The following is a 17,704-nucleotide window of genomic DNA, read 5'->3' as shown; positions in this document are numbered from 1 at the left end:
TGGATCGGTTCATGGGTCCTACCGACTTCGGTGACATCACCGACCTAAAGATCCGCCTCCGGTTCCTGGCAGAGGAGGCCGACCGTCGCCTTGTCACTGTCTTCGGTTCGGGGATCAGCAGCGAGGTCCTCCCCAGCGTCCCCCAGCTCACGAACATCTTCCGGGAGCACGTCCCGAAGGCGGGCCTGGCCAGGTTCGATGAGACCGTCGCCGACGCCGCGGACCCCGGCCTCAAGTACCAGAATGCGGCGGCGGTGTTGACCAGGCAGGCAGGTGAGCCGACGGTCATGCGGGCGATCCGGAAGGCTGTGCTCCAGGCGTGCCCCGACGTGCATGAGAAGGATGTGGCGGATGTCGCTAGGGACGAGGAGCGCTGCCGAGAGTACGCGAGGACGGGGAAGTGGCTCATTCCCCGCGGGTATCAGCGGTTTGCGCAGTTCTTTGCGTCGTTGAGCGGGCGGGCACGGGGCCCGATCATCACGACAAACTTCGACCCGCTGATCGAGATCGCCCTCAATCAGGTCGGCATTCCAGCGATGCCGATCCCCATTCCAACCGACACCGTCCCCGCGATGGCGCAGCTGGACGAAGCCATCGCCCACCCCGTGCTGCATATTCACGGCTACTGGACCGGCAAAGCTTCAAGCAACGTACCGACAAGGATCACCTCCGCCCGCCCCGGCCTGGACGATGTGCTGAGACGGCTGCTCACTAACTCGGTCGTGCTGGTGGTGGGCTACAGCGGGTGGCTCGACAGCTTCATGAGAAGCATGCGCAGCCAGGTCCTCGACAACAAGGCCGACCTGCTGGAGGCAGAGGTTCTCTGGGCGGCGTATGAAACAGATGCAGCGGCTGTAACGAGCGGCGCTCTGGGTGACTTCGTGGGTGCTCCCGGCTTCACCCTCTACCTCGGTGTCGACGGGCACGAACTGTTCACCCACGAGGTGGAGCAGGACGAGACAGAAACCGAGGAGCCCGCTTCTCACTACGGCTACTCGCGGGTGCCGCGTATTTTGGCTGACTCGGCCTCGTACCAGCCGGCGGCCTTCGCGGAGGGCAGCCAGCCGGTGTGGGGGGACGCCGCGCCGGGCTGCTGGCCCGTGCTCAGCTCAACGGCCTCCTTGGAGCAGAAGGTGGTCGAATGCCTGCGGGTCGGCGGTGGTGGCGGTGCGGTGGCCATCGGTCCGCTCGGCGAGGGCAAGTCCCTGGCCCTGCGCCAGGTGGCGCACGCGGTGGCGAGCTCAAGACCTGAGTGGAACGTGCTGTGGCGGGAACCGGGCGCCCCGCGGTTGACCAAGGACTGGCTGAACGACGTCCGCGCGGCCGGGAAGAGCCTGATCTGCGTCGACGAGGCCGACCTGATCACGGACGACTTGGCGTCCACGAAGGACGTCTGGGCGTCCGAGGGGTCCGGCATCGCCCTTCTGCTCGCCAGCCAAGACCGGCTGTGGTGGCAGGGCGCCGGTTCGACGCTGCGACCGTGGATCGAGGACGTCCTGTTCCACGGCATCACCAACGACGACGCCAGGAACATCGCCCTGACCTGGCAGGGGCTTGGACTGCTGCCGAACGGCAGCCAGGAAATCGACACCGTCGCGGAGCGCCTCGCGGCCTCGGCCGGCGCCATGGCCGCCGAGAGCAACACGCTCTTCGGAGCGGTTCTCGATGTCCGGTACGGGGCGAGTCTGGGCGCCCGTGTGGAGGATCTGGTGCGCAAGCTGCACGAGATCAAGCTGACGGACTCCGTCGACCTTGGCGACATCTTCGGGGGCATCTGCGTGATGCAGCATGCGCTCGACACGGGCGGCAACCGCGGCAAGGGGGCAAGCAGGTCGGTGATCGCGGCCATGGCGGGGCTCGACCCCGTCTTCGCCGACGGAAAGATTCTACAAACGCTCGGCCGGGAGGCCGCAGTGACCTTCGCTGGCAACCGTGTCTACTGCCGGCATCCCTCCATCGCTGCGACGGTGGTTGACTACCTACACCGAGAAGGAACTGCCTCGAAGGTCTACGAACTTGTGGGCCAAGCTGGCGGAGAGCGCCTGGTGAAGAAGGCTTCAACCCTCGAGGGCTATCGCGATGCCTACCTGCTGTCCCGCTCCCTGTCGGCACCCGAGTCAGTGTGGGCGGCGAAGGGAGCAGTGCAGGGCACCGGCCGCAAAATCCTCGAGTCACGGGTGTCCCTGCTGCGCGCCCTTCGTTTGGAAGGGCAGCAGAGAGCCGGTGCCTACGCTAGAAATCTTGCGCCTGAGCTTACGGACTATGACGACTACCACGGGGCGGTCAGGGCGTTCCTTGTGGAGTTTTCGATCTCGCTCCGGGACGAAGCGGAGACCCAGACATCGGCCGGCCTCGCGGCTCTAGCTCTGGATGACCATGTCGGCTTCACGCTTGACAAGGACCGGGCAGGCTACGCGCTGGTGAGCCTTGCCAAGTCAGCCGCGGCGCTGAGCACCCAGACCCACGACACGGCCACCAAAGATGCCCCCGCTCTCTGTTCCATCCTGTTGGAACGCGTCCGCGGAGAGGAGAAGGCTTCGAAGTACCTGGGTCGCTACTCCCCCCCAGCGCATGATGAGTTGCGGCAGCTGTCGACCGTCAAGCTCTGCGGCCGACTGGCAACGATGTTCAGCAAGGCTGCAATGCAGGCGCTCCAGGCGACCAAGGTCGATGTGAAGACGCGCGGGGTGCTGTCTTTCGGCACCCTGCGGCGACTGGCTGACCGCCCTCGCTGGTCGGCGGGTAGGTGACACGCAACCGCTGCCAAACGGAGCAGGGTCTGGTTGCAGTTCTGGTTGCATTCACCCCCGTCCGGACTTGTCCGGACGGGTCCACCCCGAACGCTCCGCCGCAGGTCAGGACGCCCCCGACCCCCGCCGGACCCCCGTACGAACATTTGGAAAGCGTGTTGGGGGCAACCCCTCACGAGTTCGAATCTCGTATCCTCCGCCATTGCTCTCACCGGGCAATACGTCGAAGGCCCCCGCAGCTCGCTGCGGGGGCCTTCGACGTTGTGTCAGCGAGCCTCTGGGCACGTCCCGGGTGGGAGGGCAGATCGCGGCTGGGGGGGCTTGGCCCTGCCAGCCGCTCATGCACGGCGCAGCCCGAGCGTTGCTCACGGATAGGTCGACGGGCGTCGGCCACGCCTCGTCGGGGCGAGTGACGTCGATGAGAGGCCCGACACCACGAGTATGGTCTCTTGTATGGCAACCAAGAAGGTGACCGTAACGATTCCCGAGGACCTGCTCGACGAGATCCGCGCGGAGGCCGCTGAGCGGGGGCTTTCGGCGTATGTCGCCGAGGCTCTGCGTTTCAAGCGCGACCGGGACCAGCTGCTGGAGCTGGCCGACTGGCTACAGGAAGAACACGGCCCGCTCACCGACGGCGAGCGGGCCGCCGCGTTCGATGATCTGGCGGATCTCGACGCCGAGCACGAGCGCCGCCACCGCGCCGCTGAACAGCACGGTGCCGGAGAAGCCGCGTGACGAAGCGGTCCGGCGAGTCCGCGCGGCGGCCGCTGCGCGTCTTCGTGCTCGACTGCGAAGCCCTGTCCCTGGCCGTGCGCGGCGATCGGAAGATGATCGCGTGGCTCGACCTCGCGGCCCGGGGTGAGGCCGAGGTGGTCACGTCCCCGATGACCCTGGTCGAGGCGTACGACGGAAGAATCACCGAGCAGCGCCGGGACTGGGTCCTCTCCCGGCTCCAGGTCGCTGAAATCGGGAAGGACGAGGCCCGCCAGGCCCGCCGCCTGCTGGCGGATGCCGGGCTGCACGGCCACAAGTACGCGATCGACGCGGTGCTCGCCGTCATCGCGCGCCGCCAGAAGGGGCAGGTCACCGTCTTCACCTCGGACGTGGAAGACCTGGAGAGGCTGGTTCCGGAGTCGATCGTCGTCAGGAGGGTGTGACCCGGCGCTCCAGTCGCACCGGCAGTACGTCGACGGTCCCCACAGCTCGCTACGGGGACCACCGATGTCGGCACTCCACGGGCGTCCAGAAAAGGAACCCGCACCGGGAGCCCGGCACGGAACATCGCGACCGGACGCCGTGAGTCACTCCCACGTGAGTCCCCCTGCCCAGCCGACGGCGTTCGCTATCACCTTTCCGGTGTTGTGGAACGAGAGCAGCGGGGTGATCGGGGTCCATCCCGGGAAGATCAGGACCAGCACGCCGCCTCCCGGGCCGAGGGGGTGGCGGCGGTCGTACGCGTTCAGCTCTGCGCGGATCTTGTAGTACCGGACGACCGGGTCGCGAAGACCCAGTGGTTGGCGGCCAGCGCGTCGTTCGGTTCCGGGCGCGGGCCCCGGCCGAGGCGGCGGCTGTAGTGGAACGGGGTGCGTACCGCCGTACGCCAGCCGCGTTCGGTGAGGTCCGTCGCCGAGTCCGGTCTCGGGTCCGCGTCGAACAGGGCGAGCAGGTCGACGCCGATCCGTTCGCGGGCCGCCACGTAGACCGGTGACGTACGGACCGCCGCGGATTCGGCCTTGATGAACTTCACCTCGTAGGTGAGCGAGCTCTCCCGCGCGCTGTGGGCGTCGATCGTGTCGATCAGCCGGCTCTCCGCGGCCGACGGCAGGTAGAGCAGCAGTCCCTCCGCCAGCCATGCCGTCGGGCGGGCGGGGTCGAAGCCCGCCGTGACCAGCACCTCAGCCCAGTCATGGCGCAGGTCGGCCGCGACGGTGACGCGGTGGGTGCGGGGTGAGGCGCCCAGGCGGTCGAGTGTGCGCTGCTTGAAAGCGAGCACCTCCGGCTGGTCGATCTCGAAGACGGTGCACTCCGGCGGCCACGGCAGCCGGTAGGCGCGCGCGTCCAGGCCGGCGCCGAGCAGGACGACCTGGCGTACCCCCGCACCCGTCCGTCGCAGCAGGTGATCGTCGAAGACCCGGGTCCTGAGCGCGAAGTAGCGGCCCAGCCGGCCCCAGAGGGGGTCGGCCTCTCCGTCCGCCACCTCCTCAGGCCGTACCGGCCAGCCCGCGCACGCCGAAGCCGCGCGGACGAAGTGCTCCGCGTAGGTGTCCCGGGCCAGTGCGTCGGGCCGGCCGGTCTCGACGGCCCTCGCGGCGGCCACCATGAGCGCGGTCAGTCCGACGCCCTCCTCCACGCCTCCCCCTCCTTCCACGCCTCCCCCTGCCTCCACGCCTCTCGCCCCCTCGGCGCTCACGTTCCCGTCCCCTCCTCTTCCTCTTCCCCTTCCTCTCCCTCGTCGGGGTGCCGCGTCCAGAGCGCGGCACGGTCGTGTGTGGCGACGCGGGCCCCGTAGACGCGGCGCATGAACCCCAGGGCCTGTTCGTCGGGGGTGTGCAGCGCGACCGTGCAGTCGCTCAGGACCGTGACGTGGAAGCCCTTCTGGAACGCCGTACGCGCCGTGCTGTCGACGCAGACGTCGGCGAAGAGCCCCGCGAAGGCCAGGTGCCCGGTGCCCCGCCGCCCGAGGTGTTCCTCGAACCCGTCGGAGAGGAAGGCGTCGAAGCAGGCCCGCTTGGTGAACACCCGCTCGCCGGGCGCCGGTACGAGCGGTTCGGCGAACTCGGCGCCCCAGCTCCCCTCCAGGCACTTGGGCGGCTTGCCGCGCTCGGCGTCCCGGCGGCGCCAGGCGGCCCCTTGGTGGGCCGGGTCTCCCACGAAGCGGACGAACACCACGTCGGTGGCGCGGGCCCGGGCCGCCTCGACGGCCCGGGCGGTGTTGCGTACGGCCGTCTCCAGCGCGGCCGGGTCGCCCGGGTACCGGGAGGTCGCGACCGGACCGGTGCAGAAGTCGTTCTGGACGTCGACGACGACCAGAGCCGTGCCCCGGCCGCCCGTCACGACCCGGCGACCGGTTCGGCCACGGCCTCCGCTGCCGTCCGGCTACCGGGCACGGCCGGGCCAGGGCCCTCCAGGGCGTCCAGCAGCGCGTCCACGACCGCGGTGGTGGAGTGCCGGCCGCCGAGGTCGGGGGTACGGATGCCCGCTTCCCCGAGGTGCGCGAGGGCCCGTTCCGCCGCGACCACCGCGCCGTCGCAGCCCGCGTGCCGTTCGGCGACGGCCGCGGCGGCCCGCACGGTGGCCACCGGATTGACCAGGTCGCGTCCCGCCAGGTCGTCGGCCGATCCGTGCACGGTCTGGTACTCGACCAGCCCGTGCACGTCCGCGTGGAGGTGCACGTTGCGGGTGCAGTGCTCCTCCTGCCGTCCGGCGCCGAACCGGTCGAGCAGGACGACGTGCATGATGTCCGCCCACTCGTTGCCCGCCACGAGGACGGTACGGTCCGCCGGTCCGTGCGCGATCAGGTTCCGGTTGACGGTGTCCGGCTGGACGACCTGGACGTCGACGCCGTGGCGTTCCGCGAACTCCTCGGCCCACGCGTCCAGGGCACCGTCGAGGAGGTGGAACTTGTACGCCATGACGATCCGGGCCGGTCCCTCGTCCGGCCATTGCCGCCGGGCACGTCCGAGCGCGTGGTGCAGGACCTTGTCGGTGATCTCCCGGCTGAACTCCGTGACCCGGCGGACGTACCCCGGTGTGTGCTCGTTCTCCCCCGTGTAGAAGCCCTGCGCCTGGTCCCGGACCAGCAGCATCCTGGCGCCGCCGGCGTCGAGGGTGTCCACCTTGACGGCCTGCAACCGCTGCCGGACGAGGTAGAGGGTCTGGGCGTTGATCGCCGTACGGAAGATCACCCGGCCGCCCGCGGCGGCCCGTGCGCGGACGAACCGCTCGTAGTGATCGGCGTCCTGCCGCGTCAGCCCGCGTACCTCGTCGATGCCGCCCTCGTGCTTCAGGGAGACGTACGAGTGGTAGATCCGCGGTGAGCGCACGACTGCGATCTCCGTGGCGTACAGCTGGGCGAACCGCTCCAGGACCCGCTCGAAGACGGCCGCGACCTCCGCGCCCGTGCCCCGGCCGACGGCCAGCCCGACGACGTGTTCCGGTCTGCTCACGCTGCCTCCCCCAGGCCCGATCAGACGCCGGTCCCGGCGACCAGGTGGTCTCCCGGGATGCCCGCCTTGTCGGGGGCGTAGTAGTCCTTGATCCCCTCGACCCAGGACGACACCTGGATACGGTCGTCCGCGCTGGGGGCGAAGGCGTCGAAGAGGGTGTCGATGTTTCCGGGCTCGAAGCCGATGGCCGTCATCAGCGCCAGGAAGGCGGGGCGTTCGATGAGCCCGTCGCCGTCCGGATCGCCCAGCGCGGCGAGGGCTTCGGCGAACTCGGTGATCGTCCCGTGGAAACGCTCGGGCGTCAGCACGCAGGCGGTGTACTCCTCGAAACTGATCTCCCCGTCGCCGTTGGCGTCCAGCTCGGTGAGCAGCGTCGTCCAGTACCGGTCGAACGCCGCCCGCATCGCGTCCTTCGCCCCCTGGTCGGAGAGGGGTGAGACGGCCACGACACGATCGCTCATGAGCGTGAAGTCGTCGGCGTCGAGGACGCCGTTGCCGTTCGCGTCCAGGAGTGAAAAGACGAGCGCGACCCGCCGGGTGGCCTCTGCACGCATAGCTCCGTCACCTTCTCCACAGCCGGTTCCCGGGGGCCCGAGACACCTGGGAACCCCCCGGTGCTTCGCCCCCCACGGCCGGACGTCGCCCGGCCCGGGGGATGTTTGTCCGCCCGCCCGGCGCTTATACGACCAGGCGGCCTCATTACCCAGAAAGGTGGAACCGCCCCGATTTCGTTGCGCGTTGGGGTCCGGCCGTGCCTTCGTCCCTGCCGACCGACTGCCCGAAAGGCCGCGCACACGGCAGAGGCCCGGCCCCACGGCCGAAAAGGCCGGGGCCGGGCCCCTGGGGCACCGGGCCGCTTCCGCGGCGGTCGGCGGGGGCGCCTGGACGGCGCCCCCGCATCGTGCGTCAGACGTCGGCGCCGGTCCTGCGCCGGCGGACGACGAACATCGCGCCCGCGCCGAGCGCCACGGCCGCGCCGCTCGCGAGGGCGAGCTGCGACGTCGCGGAGGTACCCGTCGCGGCGAGGGTGCCGGTGGTGGCCGGGACGGCCGAGGCGCCGCTCTGCGGGGTGAGGTTCGAGGTGTTCGGCTTGGTCGTGCCGGGCTTGGCGTCGCCCTTGCCGGGCTTGCTGCCCGCCGGAGCGATCTCGAACTCGTAGCCCGTCAGGTCAGGGGACCCGCCGCAGGTGCCGTTGTCGTTCCAGTAGTCACCGGCGACGAAGGTGACGCCCTCGCCGGCGGGGGCCGCCGCGTCGACCTCGAGGCGCAGCTTGATGTCGGCGTGGGCGCCGGCCTTCAGCGGGCTGACGGCGCTGATGTAGTTCTCGGTGTCGACGTTGTTCCACTGCGGGGACGCGTCGCTGGACCACTGGAGGCGCAGCAGGTTCTCGATGTCCTTGTGCCCGGACTTGTCGGTCGCGTGGACGTAGACGAACGGGAACACCCGGTCCATGGTCCTGGTGGTGCCGTTGGTCACCCGGAGCTTGAAGTCGACCACGGTGCCGGCGACGACCTTGGACGGGAGGCCCGTCACGACGGTGGTGAGATCGGCCTCGGGTACACAGGTGTCGTCGTCCTCGCCGCCCCCGGCCTCCTCCTCCTTCGCCTTGGCCAGCGCCTCGTCGGCGGCGGTCTTGGCGGCCAGCGCCTTCTTCGTCGCCTCCGTCGCCCGGGAGAGCGCCGTGAAGGCGGCGACCCGGTAGTCGTCCAGCGCCTCCTGGGCCTCGTCGACCTTGGCGTCGGCGGCGGCCTTGGCCTCGGTGGCGGTCACCGCGGCGGCCCGGGCCTCGGCGAGAGCCGTCGCCGCGGCCGTCTTCTCCTCCTCGGTGGCCGTCTCCGGAAGCGCCTCGACCGCGGCCTCGGCGTCGGTGACCGCCTGGTCGGCGGCGGTCTTCACCGCGGCGGCGTCGTCCGCCGCCTTGCCCGCGGCCTTCCGGGCCACGGCCAGGGGCGTGGTGTCGGCCGTCGCCTCCTCCACGGCCGCGTAGGCGGCGTCCTCGGCGGACACGGCGTCGTCGTACGCCTTCTGCGCCGCCTTCGCGGCCTTCTCCAGTTCGGCGACGGAGGGCTTCTTCTGGGTCTGCGCCGCGGGCTTGGCGTCCGCGAACGCGGGGGTGACCGAAAGCAGGACGACAGGAGTGGTCACGGCGGCGGCGACAGCCGTGGCGAGGATCCGACGAATCTTCACAAGAGCCCTTCGGGGTCCGGGAGAAAACACAAGGGGCCGCAGCGGAATGGGACACGCGGGGACGGCCTCTTGTGATCGTAGGACCGGACCAACGGTCAACCGGCAGCGTTTTCCAGGCTGTTACGGTCGAAGATGCTGCACGGAGGAAGACGGAAAGGGCAAATGGCCTCAGTTGCCTTCACTACCTGTGTCATCCCTGTGAGGAATGACACACGCACTCCGTATGTGCCGTCGAGTCCGTCGGCCGGGCGGGGAACGGCGGGATCCAGGTGCGTGCGGGAGACGCGGCGGACCGGCTCCGGTCCCGCCGGGCCGAGCCGGGACAGCCGCCGGGCCGCCCCCGAAGGGACTCCGGCCCCGCCCCCGGAGATTCCCGTCCCTCAGAGACTCCTGGTCCGCAGGGTGGACGCCATCAGTTCGTCCGGGTCCAGGACGGTCAGCTCCCGGCGCCGGGGGCCCGCCCGGAGCAGGCCCTCGGCCGCCAGGCGCCTCAGCTGCCGTTGCACCGAGGCCCGGCTCACCCCGCACCACTCGGCCAGGTCCGTCTGCGCGATCCCGTACAGGACCACGCCCCGCGAGTCGGGGACGGCGATCCCCTCCGTACGGGCGAGCCGCACCAGCAACCGGGACAGCCGCACCTCGGTCGCGGCCACCGCCACCTCGGAGCGTCGCCGGTCCGCCTCCTGCAGCCGGTCCAGCGCGACGGTCAGCAGATGGCGGGTGAAGGACGGATGCGTCTCCAGCAGCCGCTGGAACTTCGAGGCCGGCAGGACGTGGACGACGACCCCGGTCACCGCTGTCACCTCGGCCGTGCGCCGGGCGCCCCGCACGGCCGCCATCTCCCCGATGATGTCGCCGGGCCCCCGGGCCGCCAGATAGGAACGGCTGCCGTCCTCACGGGTGCCCGTGACCCGGCAGGTCCCCTCGGCTATGACGCCCGTCCAGCAGTCCACATCGGTTTCGGCCACGAGACGCTGTCCGGCCCGGTAGGCACGGGCGCGGCCGAAACTGCTGAGCGCCGCCTTTTCCGTATCGTCCAGCATGTCCCAGAAACGTAAGATTGCCATGAAGTAACTATGGGCTCTGCGGCTCAACTAGGCGTCAGATGAAGCTTTTTGTTCGTAATCCACCTGGTTCCATGCTCCCACTTGCAGGAGCGGTCCCAGGAGAAACACGTGACAGACCAGCCAGATCCACGGGGCGAGCAGAGCGCCAGAGGCGAAGGCAACATGGCCTTTCAAGCCGGTCGCGACATACGCGCCCGTCGCTCGAACTTCGCCCTCGGCGACATCAACATCACGAAGATCAAGAAATCGGTGCGCAGCCACCCCGGGGTCTCGGTGACCGTCGCCGCCACGGTCCTCGCACTCTCCACCTACGGCGGGATCCACTACGCGACCGCCGAGAGCCAGGTCGACGTGTCGGTGGTCGACGACCCCGGTGCGGCCGGTGCCGTCCGTACCGCGAAGGAGATCCGGGTCGCGGAACGGATCGGTGACGCCGCCTCGTGGTGCACGCTCGTCGCGCCCTCCGACGGCGGCTGCGAGGACAGCCTGGCGGGCGCGTTCGCCGGGCGCAGCCAGGAGTACCGCGACAAGGTCGACGCCATCACCGTCGGCGAGGCCACGGCGAGCGCCACCGAGGCCCAGGTCCCGCTGAGCTGGGACGGGGAGCAGCAGGGCACCGTCCCGCTCGAATGGTCCGGCGGCCGGTGGCAGCTCAGCACCTCGAGCTACGGACTGGTCAAGCTCGGGGGCGGTGTCTTCCTCTCCCTCGTGGACTCCAAGGAGGGCAACCTGAAGCTCGGCGGAATCCCGATCCCGTCATGAGCGCCGACCGGCCCCCGCGCCTTCCCTCCGAGGGCACGGCCCTCGCGGGCCCGCCCGCGCACGCCACCCTCCTGGTCGCCGACATCGAACGGTTCAGCTCACGGGACGGCGCCGACCAGATGCGCACCCGCGAGGCGATGTACGGCGAGTTCCGTGCCGCCTTCACCGAACCGGTCTGGTCCTCCTGCCTGCACGAGGACCGCGGTGACGGCCTGCTGGTGGTCCTCCCGCAGCAGATCCCCAAGTCGGTGGTGCTCGGCGAGTTCGTGCCCCGCCTCGACGCGGCGCTCGGGCGGCGGCGCCGGAGCGACCCGCTGCTGCGGATGCGGATCGCCGTCCACGCCGGTGACGTCCACTTCGACGAGCACGGCATCAGCGGCCACGCCGTGAACCGGACGTTCCGGCTGTGCGACAGCGCGCCGCTGCGGAAGGCCATCGGGGCGTCCCGGGGCGATCTCGCGCTGCTGGTCTCCGAGGTCATCCACGAGGACGTGGTCCGCGGCGGCTACCCGGGCATCGCCCCGCAGGCGTTCCACGCCGTCGACGTCCGCGTCAAGGAGACGGCGGTACGCGCCTGGCTCCACGTGCCCGGGGACGCGGACGCGGCCCGCCGGATCGCCGCCGAGGCGCCGCCGGGGCCGGCCACGGACACCGGGCACCCACCCCGGCAGGACGGTGTCTCGCTCACCGCGGGCGGCGACCTGCGCCTCGGCCCCCACAACAACATCGCCGGCCGCGACGTGCGCATCGACGGGGAGACCCGTTCCCGGCGCTGGTGGCGGAACTGAGCGGGAAGGAAACCGCCCCCATGACACGTCCACGTCCACGTCCTGCGGCGATCGGTGCGGTCGGCGCGGCTCTGCTGGCCCTCGCCACAGCGGCCTGCGGCAGCTTCGGACCCGCCGACAAGGAAGAGGTGTGCAAGGGCTTCGACGAACTCAACGTCCAGTTCGTGCAGGGCAACGGCGTCATCGGCAACCCGCTGTTCCGCAAGGCCGAGGAGATGGCCGACCTCGCCGACCGGTACGAGGGGACACCCGACCTCTCCGAGGACGCCGAGGGACTGCACGAGGTCGCCGACGCCGACTCGATGACAGGTCAGGACCTCGCGGACAACACCACACGGATCGCCGAGCTCTGCGGCCGGCCCGTGGGCTTCGGCACCGGCTTCGGCTTCTGAACCAAGCGCCGCTCACAGGCGCCCCACCCGTACCGCCTCGGAAGGACAACCCATGCAGTGGACCGCGTACGAGATCTTCTCCGTGATCTCCGGACTGATCCTGATCGGGGCCGCCTTCGCCCCCGGTCTCTCCCTGAAGTACCGCGCCTACGCCGTACTGGGCGGCGCGTTCTTCACGGGTTACGGCTTCTACGTCGCCAACCAGGCGTCCGGGACCTACGAGTTCCCCGTCTTCATCTTCGTGATCCCGGCGGTGGCGGTGCTCTACCTGCTGTACCGGGTGTTCGGAGGCACCGGGGGATCCTCGGCGGGCTGAGTGCTCCCGGGCGGAGAAAGGGGGGACGGGGCCACGGGGCCCGTCCCCCCTCACCGCTCAGTCCTCGCCCTCCAGGTTGCCCTCGGTCTCCAGGAAGACCTGGCGCAGCGCGTCCAGCACCGCCGGGTCCGGCTTCGCCCACATGCCTCGGGACTCCGCCTCCAGGAGGCGTTCCGCGATGCCGTGCAGCGCCCAGGGGTTGGCCTGCTGGAGGAACTCGCGGTTCGTCGGGTCCAGGACGTACGTCTCGGTGAGCTTGTCGTACATCCAGTCCGCGACCACGCCCGTCGTCGCGTCGTACCCGAAGAGGTAGTCGACGGTGGCGGCCAGCTCGAAGGCGCCCTTGTAGCCGTGGCGCCGCATCGCCTCGATCCACTTCGGGTTGACGACGCGGGCGCGGAAGACCCGGGACGTCTCCTCGACCAGGGTGCGGGTGCGGACCGTCTCCGGGCGGGTGGAGTCGCCGATGTACGCCTCGGGGGCGGTGCCCTTGAGCGCGCGGACGGTCGCCACCATGCCGCCGTGGTACTGGAAGTAGTCGTCCGAGTCCGCGATGTCGTGCTCGCGGGTGTCGGTGTTCTTCGCGGCGACGGCGATGCGCTTGTACGCGCTCTCCATCTCCTCGCGGGCCGGGCGTCCGTCGAGCTCGCGGCCGTAGGCGTAGCCGCCCCAGACGGTGTACACCTCGGCGAGGTCGGCGTCGGTGCGCCAGTCACGGGAGTCGATGAGCTGGAGCAGCCCCGCCCCGTACGTCCCCGGGCGCGAACCGAAGATACGGGTGGTGGCCCGCCGCTCGTCCCCGTGTTCGGCCAGGTCGGCCTGGGTGTGGGCGCGCACGAAGTTCTGCTCGGCGGGCTCGTCGAGGGAGGCCGCGAGGCGTACGGCGTCGTCGAGCAGGCCCACCGTGTGCGGGAACGCGTCCCGGAAGAAGCCGGAGATGCGCAGGGTGACGTCGATCCTGGGACGGCCCAGCTCCTCGTACGGGATCGGCTCCAGGCCGGTGACGCGGCGCGAGGCGTCGTCCCAGACGGGGCGGACGCCGAGCAGCGCGAAGGCCTCGGCGATGTCGTCGCCCGCGGTGCGCATGGCGCTGGTGCCCCACAGGGACAGGCCGACGGAGGTGGGCCAGTCGCCGTTGTCCGCGCGGTAGCGCTCCAGCAGCGAGTCGGCCAGCGCCTGACCGGTCTCCCAGGCGAGGCGCGAGGGGACGGCCTTCGGGTCGACGGAGTAGAAGTTGCGGCCGGTCGGCAGGACGTTGACCAGGCCGCGCAGCGGGGAGCCGGACGGGCCGGCCGGGACGAAGCCGCCGTTCAGCGCGTGGACGGCGTGGTCCAGCTCGTCGGTCGTCGCGGCGAGGCGGGGCACCACCTCGCGGGCGGCGAAGTCGAGGATGTCGGCGACGGCCCGCGGGTGGCCCGCGGCCACTCCGGCGACGGCCGCCGGGTCCCAGTCCGCGTCGTCCATGGCCTGGACGAGCGCACGGGCCTGCTCCTCGACCGTGTCGGCGGCGGTGCGGGTGGCCGCGGACTCGTCGAGGCCGAGCGCCTCGCGCAGGCCGGGCAGGGAGGCCGTACCGCCCCAGATCTGGCGGGCGCGCAGGACGGCGAGGACCAGGTTGACGCGGTCCTTGCCCGCCGGGGCGGTGCCCAGGACGTGCAGGCCGTCGCGGATCTGGACGTCCTTGATCTCACAGAGCCAGCCGTCGAGATGCATGATGAACTCGTCGAAGCCCTCGTCCTCGGGCCGGTCTTCGAGGCCCAGGTCGTGGTCGAGCTTCGCGGCCTGGATGAGGGTCCAGATCTGGGCGCGGATCGCGGGCAGCTTCGCCGGGTCCATCGCGGCGATCTGGGCGTGCTCGTCCAGGAGCTGTTCGAGGCGGGCGATGTCGCCGTAGCTGTCGGCGCGGGCCATCGGCGGCACCAGGTGGTCGACCAGGGTGGCGTGCACCCGGCGCTTGGCCTGGGTGCCCTCGCCCGGGTCGTTCACCAGGAACGGGTAGACCAGCGGCAGATCGCCCAGTGCGGCGTCCGGGCCGCAGGCGGCGGACAGGCCGGCGTTCTTGCCGGGCAGCCACTCCAGGTTGCCGTGCTTGCCCAGGTGGATCATCGCATCGGCGCCGAAGCCGTTGTCCTCGGCGGAGGCGGCGATCCAGCGGTAGGCGGCGAGGTAGTGGTGCGAGGGCGGCAGATCGGGGTCGTGGTAGATCGCGATCGGGTTCTCGCCGAAGCCGCGCGGCGGCTGGATGAGGATCAGCAGGTTGCCGCGGCGCAGGGCGGCCAGCACGATGTCGCCCTCAGGGTTGCGGGACCGGTCGACGAACATCTCGCCCGGTGCCGGGCCCCAGTGCTCCTCGACGGCCTCACGCAGCTCGGCGGGCAGGGTCGCGAACCAGCGGCGGTAGTCGGCGGCGGGGATCCGGACCGGGTTGCGGGCCAGCTGCTCCTCGGTGAGCCACTCCTGGTCGTGGCCGCCCGCCTCGATCAGCGCGTAGATCAGCTCGTCGCCGTCGCCGGAGACCAGGCCGGGGATCTCCTCCTCGGGCCCGAAGTCGTAGCCCTCGGCACGCAGTCGGCGCAGCAGGGCGACGGCGCTGGCGGGGGTGTCGAGGCCGACCGCGTTGCCGATGCGGGAGTGCTTGGTCGGGTAGGCCGACAGGACGAGCGCGATCCGCTTCTCGGCGGCGGGGATGTGGCGGAGCCGGGCGTGGCGTACGGCGATCCCGGCGACCCGGGCGGCCCGTTCGGGGTCGGCGACGTACGCGGGCAGGCCGTCCTCGTCGATCTCCTTGAAGGAGAACGGGACGGTGATCAGGCGGCCGTCGAACTCCGGGACGGCGATCTGGGTCGCGGCGTCGAGCGGGGAGACGCCCTCGTCGTTCTCCTCCCAGGCGGCGCGCGGGCTGGTCAGGCAGAGCGCCTGGAGGACGGGCACGTCGAGGCCGGTGAGGGCGCCCGCGTCCCAGGACTCGTCGTCGCCGCCGGCCGACGCGGTGGCCGGCTTGGTGCCGCCCGCGGCCAGGACGGTGGTCACGATGGCGTCGGCGGCGCGGAGTTCGTCGATCAGCTCGGGTTCGGGGGTGCGCAGCGAGGCGACGTACAGCGGGAGGGGGCGGCCGCCCGCGTCCTCCACGGCGGTGCAGAGCGCGTCGACGAACGCGGTGTTCCCGCTCATGTGGTGGGCGCGGTAGTAGAGCACCGCCACGGTCGGGCCGGTGACGTCCCGGGCGGTGCGCTCCAGGGGGCCCCAGGCGGGGGCCGGGGCGGGCGGCTCGAAGCCGTGGCCGGTGAGCAGCACGGTGTCGGAGAGGAAGCGGGCGAGCTGCTCCAGGTTGGCGGGGCCGCCGTGCGCGAGGTAGGCGTGCGCCTCGGCGGCGATGCCGATGGGCACGGTGGACGCGGCCATCAGCTGGGCGTCGGGAGCCTGTTCACCGGTCAGGACGACGACGGGGCGGCCGGTGGCCAGCACCTGGTCGAGCCCCTCCTGCCAGGCGCGGACACCGCCGAGGAGCCGTACGACGACGAGGTCGGTGCCCTCCAGGAGGTCAGGGAGGTCCTGGAGCGGGAGCCGCGAGGGGTTGGCGTAACGGAAGCCGACCGGGCCGCCGGAGGCACGGGCGCTCAGCAGGTCGGTGTCGGACGTCGACAGGAGCAGGATCATGCGGCGTCAGCCCTTCCTCGGGGTGTCCACGCCCCGGGCGGTGTCGGACGGCAGGAGTCTCTGACTCACCCGGCCGGGGCCGGGCTCACAGTGGCGGGACCGCGCCGGAATCTCACCGGGCTTCCTCCCATGTCGCCGTCTGGCGATGACGGGCCGAACGGACCGCCGGTAGGCATAGTAGGCGGCGGGTGGGGGGTCCTGACCAGACGGTCCCGGCTCCGGAAGGCGCGAGGGCAGGTGTCCGGTAGGTCACAGTGACGCCCGGGGTGCGCCGTGGTCACGGTCGGTATGCTCGCCGCCATGTCCGCAACCCCCCTGCCGCCCCGGTCACCGGGCGCTGCGTGTGCCCGGAGCGGCGGCGACGCCTGCCCCGGAACCCTGCGCCTGCACCGGGCGGACGACGGTGCGCTGGCGCGGATCCGCATACCCGGCGGGGTGCTGACGGCCGAGGGCGCCGAGGCGCTGGGGCGGGCCGCCGAGCGGTTCGGTGACGGTGAGTTGCATCTCACCTCCCGGGGGAACGTCCAGCTGCGCGGCCTCGCCGAGGAGGACGCGCCGGACCTGGCCGCCCTGCTGGGCGGCGCGGGGCTGCTGCCCTCCGAGCGCCATGAGCGGGTGCGCAACGTCGTCGCGTCGCCCCTCTCCGGGCTGGACGGGCACGGAGCCGCCGACGTCGGCCCGTGGCTGACCGGACTGGACCACCTGATCTGCGGGAGCGACCGGGCCACCGCGCTCTCCGGCCGGTTCCTGTTCGCGCTGGACGACGGTCGCGGGGACGTGGACGCCCTCGGCGCCGACCTCACCCTGATCGCCCGGGACGACGGCGGCGCGATGCTCCGCGTCGGGGCGACGGACACCGTCCTCACCGTCCCGGCCGCCGACGGTCCCCGTGCCGCCCTGCTCGCCGCCGGAACGTTCCTGGACGCGGCCCGGGACACCGGCGCCTGGCGGTTGAAGGACCTGCCCGCCGAGGTCGCCGCCGCGCTCCCCGGTGAGGTCCTGCGACGGCTGCGGGAGAGTGGGACCGATGCCGTGACGGCCCGTCATCCGCGCCCGGTCGCGGCCCGCGGGCCCGCCCCCGGGCAGGTGGGCGCTTCCGCGCTCGCCGTCGGCGTACCGCTCGGGCGGCTCGGCGCCGCGCAGTGGCGGCTGCTGTCCTGCGCGGACGGGCTCCGCCTCACCCCGTGGCGCGGCGCCGTCGTCACCGGGGTCGCGTCCGGCCGGGCCGGCGCTCTCCTCGGTGATCTCGCGTCGGCCGGCCTGATCACCGGCCCGGACTCCGGATGGGCCGGTGTCGGCGCCTGCGTCGGCCGCCCCGGCTGCGCCAAGTCGCTGGCGGACGTGCGGGCCCAGGCCGCGGCCGCCGTCGGGCCGCCGGGCCGGCTTCCCGTGTACTGGTCCGGGTGCGAACGCCGGTGCGGCCGCCCGCACGGGGAGTGGATCGACGTGGTCGCCACCCCCGACGGGCACCGGATCACCCATGTACGCGGGGACCGGTCGTCCACCCCGGTGACCGTCGGGGACGACCCGGGCGCGCTCGCCGCCGCCGTGGCGTCGGCCCGTGGCCCGCGTATCCCCTGACCAGCAGTCAACTCACCGCCCAGCGACCAGCATCCGCA

15 protein-coding genes and 1 riboswitch are annotated in these 17,704 nt (G+C 71.6%); of the genes, 8 read left to right on the top strand and 7 right to left on the bottom strand.

The features are described 5' to 3' along the window. Positions 1–11: 11 nt before the first annotated feature. From SACTE_RS17205 to SACTE_RS17195, 3 genes are all read left to right on the top strand, one after another. The gene (locus tag SACTE_RS17205) at positions 12–2,750 is read left to right on the top strand and encodes an SIR2 family protein (RefSeq protein ID WP_014047302.1); all 2,739 of its coding nucleotides are present in this window, start codon (positions 12–14) and stop codon (positions 2,748–2,750) included. Between the two features lie 453 nt (positions 2,751–3,203). Next, the gene (locus tag SACTE_RS17200) at positions 3,204–3,485 is read left to right on the top strand and encodes a CopG family transcriptional regulator (RefSeq protein ID WP_014047301.1); all 282 of its coding nucleotides are present in this window, start codon (positions 3,204–3,206) and stop codon (positions 3,483–3,485) included. Beyond that, positions 3,482–3,907 (top strand): PIN domain-containing protein, encoded by a 426-nt coding sequence (locus SACTE_RS17195; RefSeq protein WP_014047300.1) that lies wholly within the window; start codon positions 3,482–3,484, stop codon positions 3,905–3,907. The genes SACTE_RS17200 and SACTE_RS17195 overlap by 4 nt, the downstream gene beginning before the upstream one ends. Positions 3,908–4,209: 302 nt before the next feature. On the opposite strand, the gene SACTE_RS17190 is transcribed toward SACTE_RS17195, so the two are convergent. From SACTE_RS17190 to SACTE_RS17165, 6 genes are all read right to left on the bottom strand, one after another. Next, positions 4,210–5,070: a class I SAM-dependent methyltransferase gene (locus SACTE_RS17190; protein WP_078492694.1), complete on the bottom strand. Its 861-nt coding sequence runs from the start codon at positions 5,068–5,070 to the stop codon at positions 4,210–4,212. Between the two features lie 86 nt (positions 5,071–5,156). Beyond that, positions 5,157–5,804: a cysteine hydrolase gene (locus SACTE_RS17185; protein ID WP_014047297.1), complete on the bottom strand. Its 648-nt coding sequence runs from the start codon at positions 5,802–5,804 to the stop codon at positions 5,157–5,159. After that, positions 5,801–6,916: an isocitrate/isopropylmalate family dehydrogenase gene (locus tag SACTE_RS17180; protein ID WP_014047296.1), complete on the bottom strand. Its 1,116-nt coding sequence runs from the start codon at positions 6,914–6,916 to the stop codon at positions 5,801–5,803. Before SACTE_RS17180 ends, SACTE_RS17185 begins: the two co-directional genes overlap by 4 nt. A gap of 20 nt (positions 6,917–6,936) precedes the next feature. Next, entirely contained in the window at positions 6,937–7,470 is a 534-nt protein-coding gene (locus tag SACTE_RS17175) for an EF-hand domain-containing protein (protein WP_014047295.1), read from the bottom strand. 352 nt (positions 7,471–7,822) lie between these two features. Beyond that, positions 7,823–9,103 (bottom strand): LPXTG cell wall anchor domain-containing protein, encoded by a 1,281-nt coding sequence (locus SACTE_RS17170; RefSeq protein ID WP_014047294.1) that lies wholly within the window; start codon positions 9,101–9,103, stop codon positions 7,823–7,825. 380 nt (positions 9,104–9,483) lie between these two features. Next, positions 9,484–10,170: a Crp/Fnr family transcriptional regulator gene (locus tag SACTE_RS17165; RefSeq protein WP_014047293.1), complete on the bottom strand. Its 687-nt coding sequence runs from the start codon at positions 10,168–10,170 to the stop codon at positions 9,484–9,486. Positions 10,171–10,278: 108 nt separating this feature from the next. Between SACTE_RS17165 and SACTE_RS17160 the strand changes: the two genes are divergently transcribed. From SACTE_RS17160 to SACTE_RS17145, 4 genes are read left to right on the top strand one after another with little or no spacing between them, the layout of a single operon-like run. Continuing rightward, positions 10,279–10,932 carry a hypothetical protein gene (locus SACTE_RS17160; RefSeq protein ID WP_226995171.1) on the top strand — a complete coding sequence of 218 codons (654 nt, stop codon included), beginning with the start codon at positions 10,279–10,281 and terminating at the stop codon, positions 10,930–10,932. Continuing rightward, positions 10,929–11,720 carry a putative adenylate/guanylate cyclase gene (locus SACTE_RS17155; RefSeq protein ID WP_014047291.1) on the top strand — a complete coding sequence of 264 codons (792 nt, stop codon included), beginning with the start codon at positions 10,929–10,931 and terminating at the stop codon, positions 11,718–11,720. Before SACTE_RS17160 ends, SACTE_RS17155 begins: the two co-directional genes overlap by 4 nt. Before the next feature lie 20 nt (positions 11,721–11,740). Next, on the top strand, positions 11,741–12,112 hold the full coding sequence (locus SACTE_RS17150; RefSeq protein ID WP_014047290.1) for a hypothetical protein: 372 nt from the start codon (positions 11,741–11,743) through the stop codon (positions 12,110–12,112). Between the two features lie 52 nt (positions 12,113–12,164). Further along, positions 12,165–12,428 carry a hypothetical protein gene (locus SACTE_RS17145; RefSeq protein WP_014047289.1) on the top strand — a complete coding sequence of 88 codons (264 nt, stop codon included), beginning with the start codon at positions 12,165–12,167 and terminating at the stop codon, positions 12,426–12,428. Positions 12,429–12,485: 57 nt separating this feature from the next. Here SACTE_RS17145 and cobN read toward each other — a convergent pair whose 3' ends face one another. Next, entirely contained in the window at positions 12,486–16,085 is a 3,600-nt protein-coding gene (cobN, locus tag SACTE_RS17140; RefSeq protein WP_014047288.1) for a cobaltochelatase subunit CobN, read from the bottom strand. 54 nt (positions 16,086–16,139) lie between these two features. Continuing rightward, positions 16,140–16,212: riboswitch (cobalamin riboswitch) on the bottom strand. A 161-nt stretch (positions 16,213–16,373) separates the two neighbouring features. On the opposite strand from cobN, the gene SACTE_RS17135 reads away from it, so the two are divergent. Further along, positions 16,374–17,666, top strand: a complete 1,293-nt coding sequence (locus tag SACTE_RS17135) for a cobalamin biosynthesis protein CobG (protein WP_014047287.1) — start codon at positions 16,374–16,376, stop codon at positions 17,664–17,666. Positions 17,667–17,704: the final 38 nt, after the last annotated feature.

The organism is Streptomyces sp. SirexAA-E (assembly GCF_000177195.2).
Lineage (GTDB): Bacteria > Actinomycetota > Actinomycetes > Streptomycetales > Streptomycetaceae > Streptomyces > Streptomyces flavovirens.
This window is presented reverse-complemented; position numbering and strand designations above follow the sequence as displayed.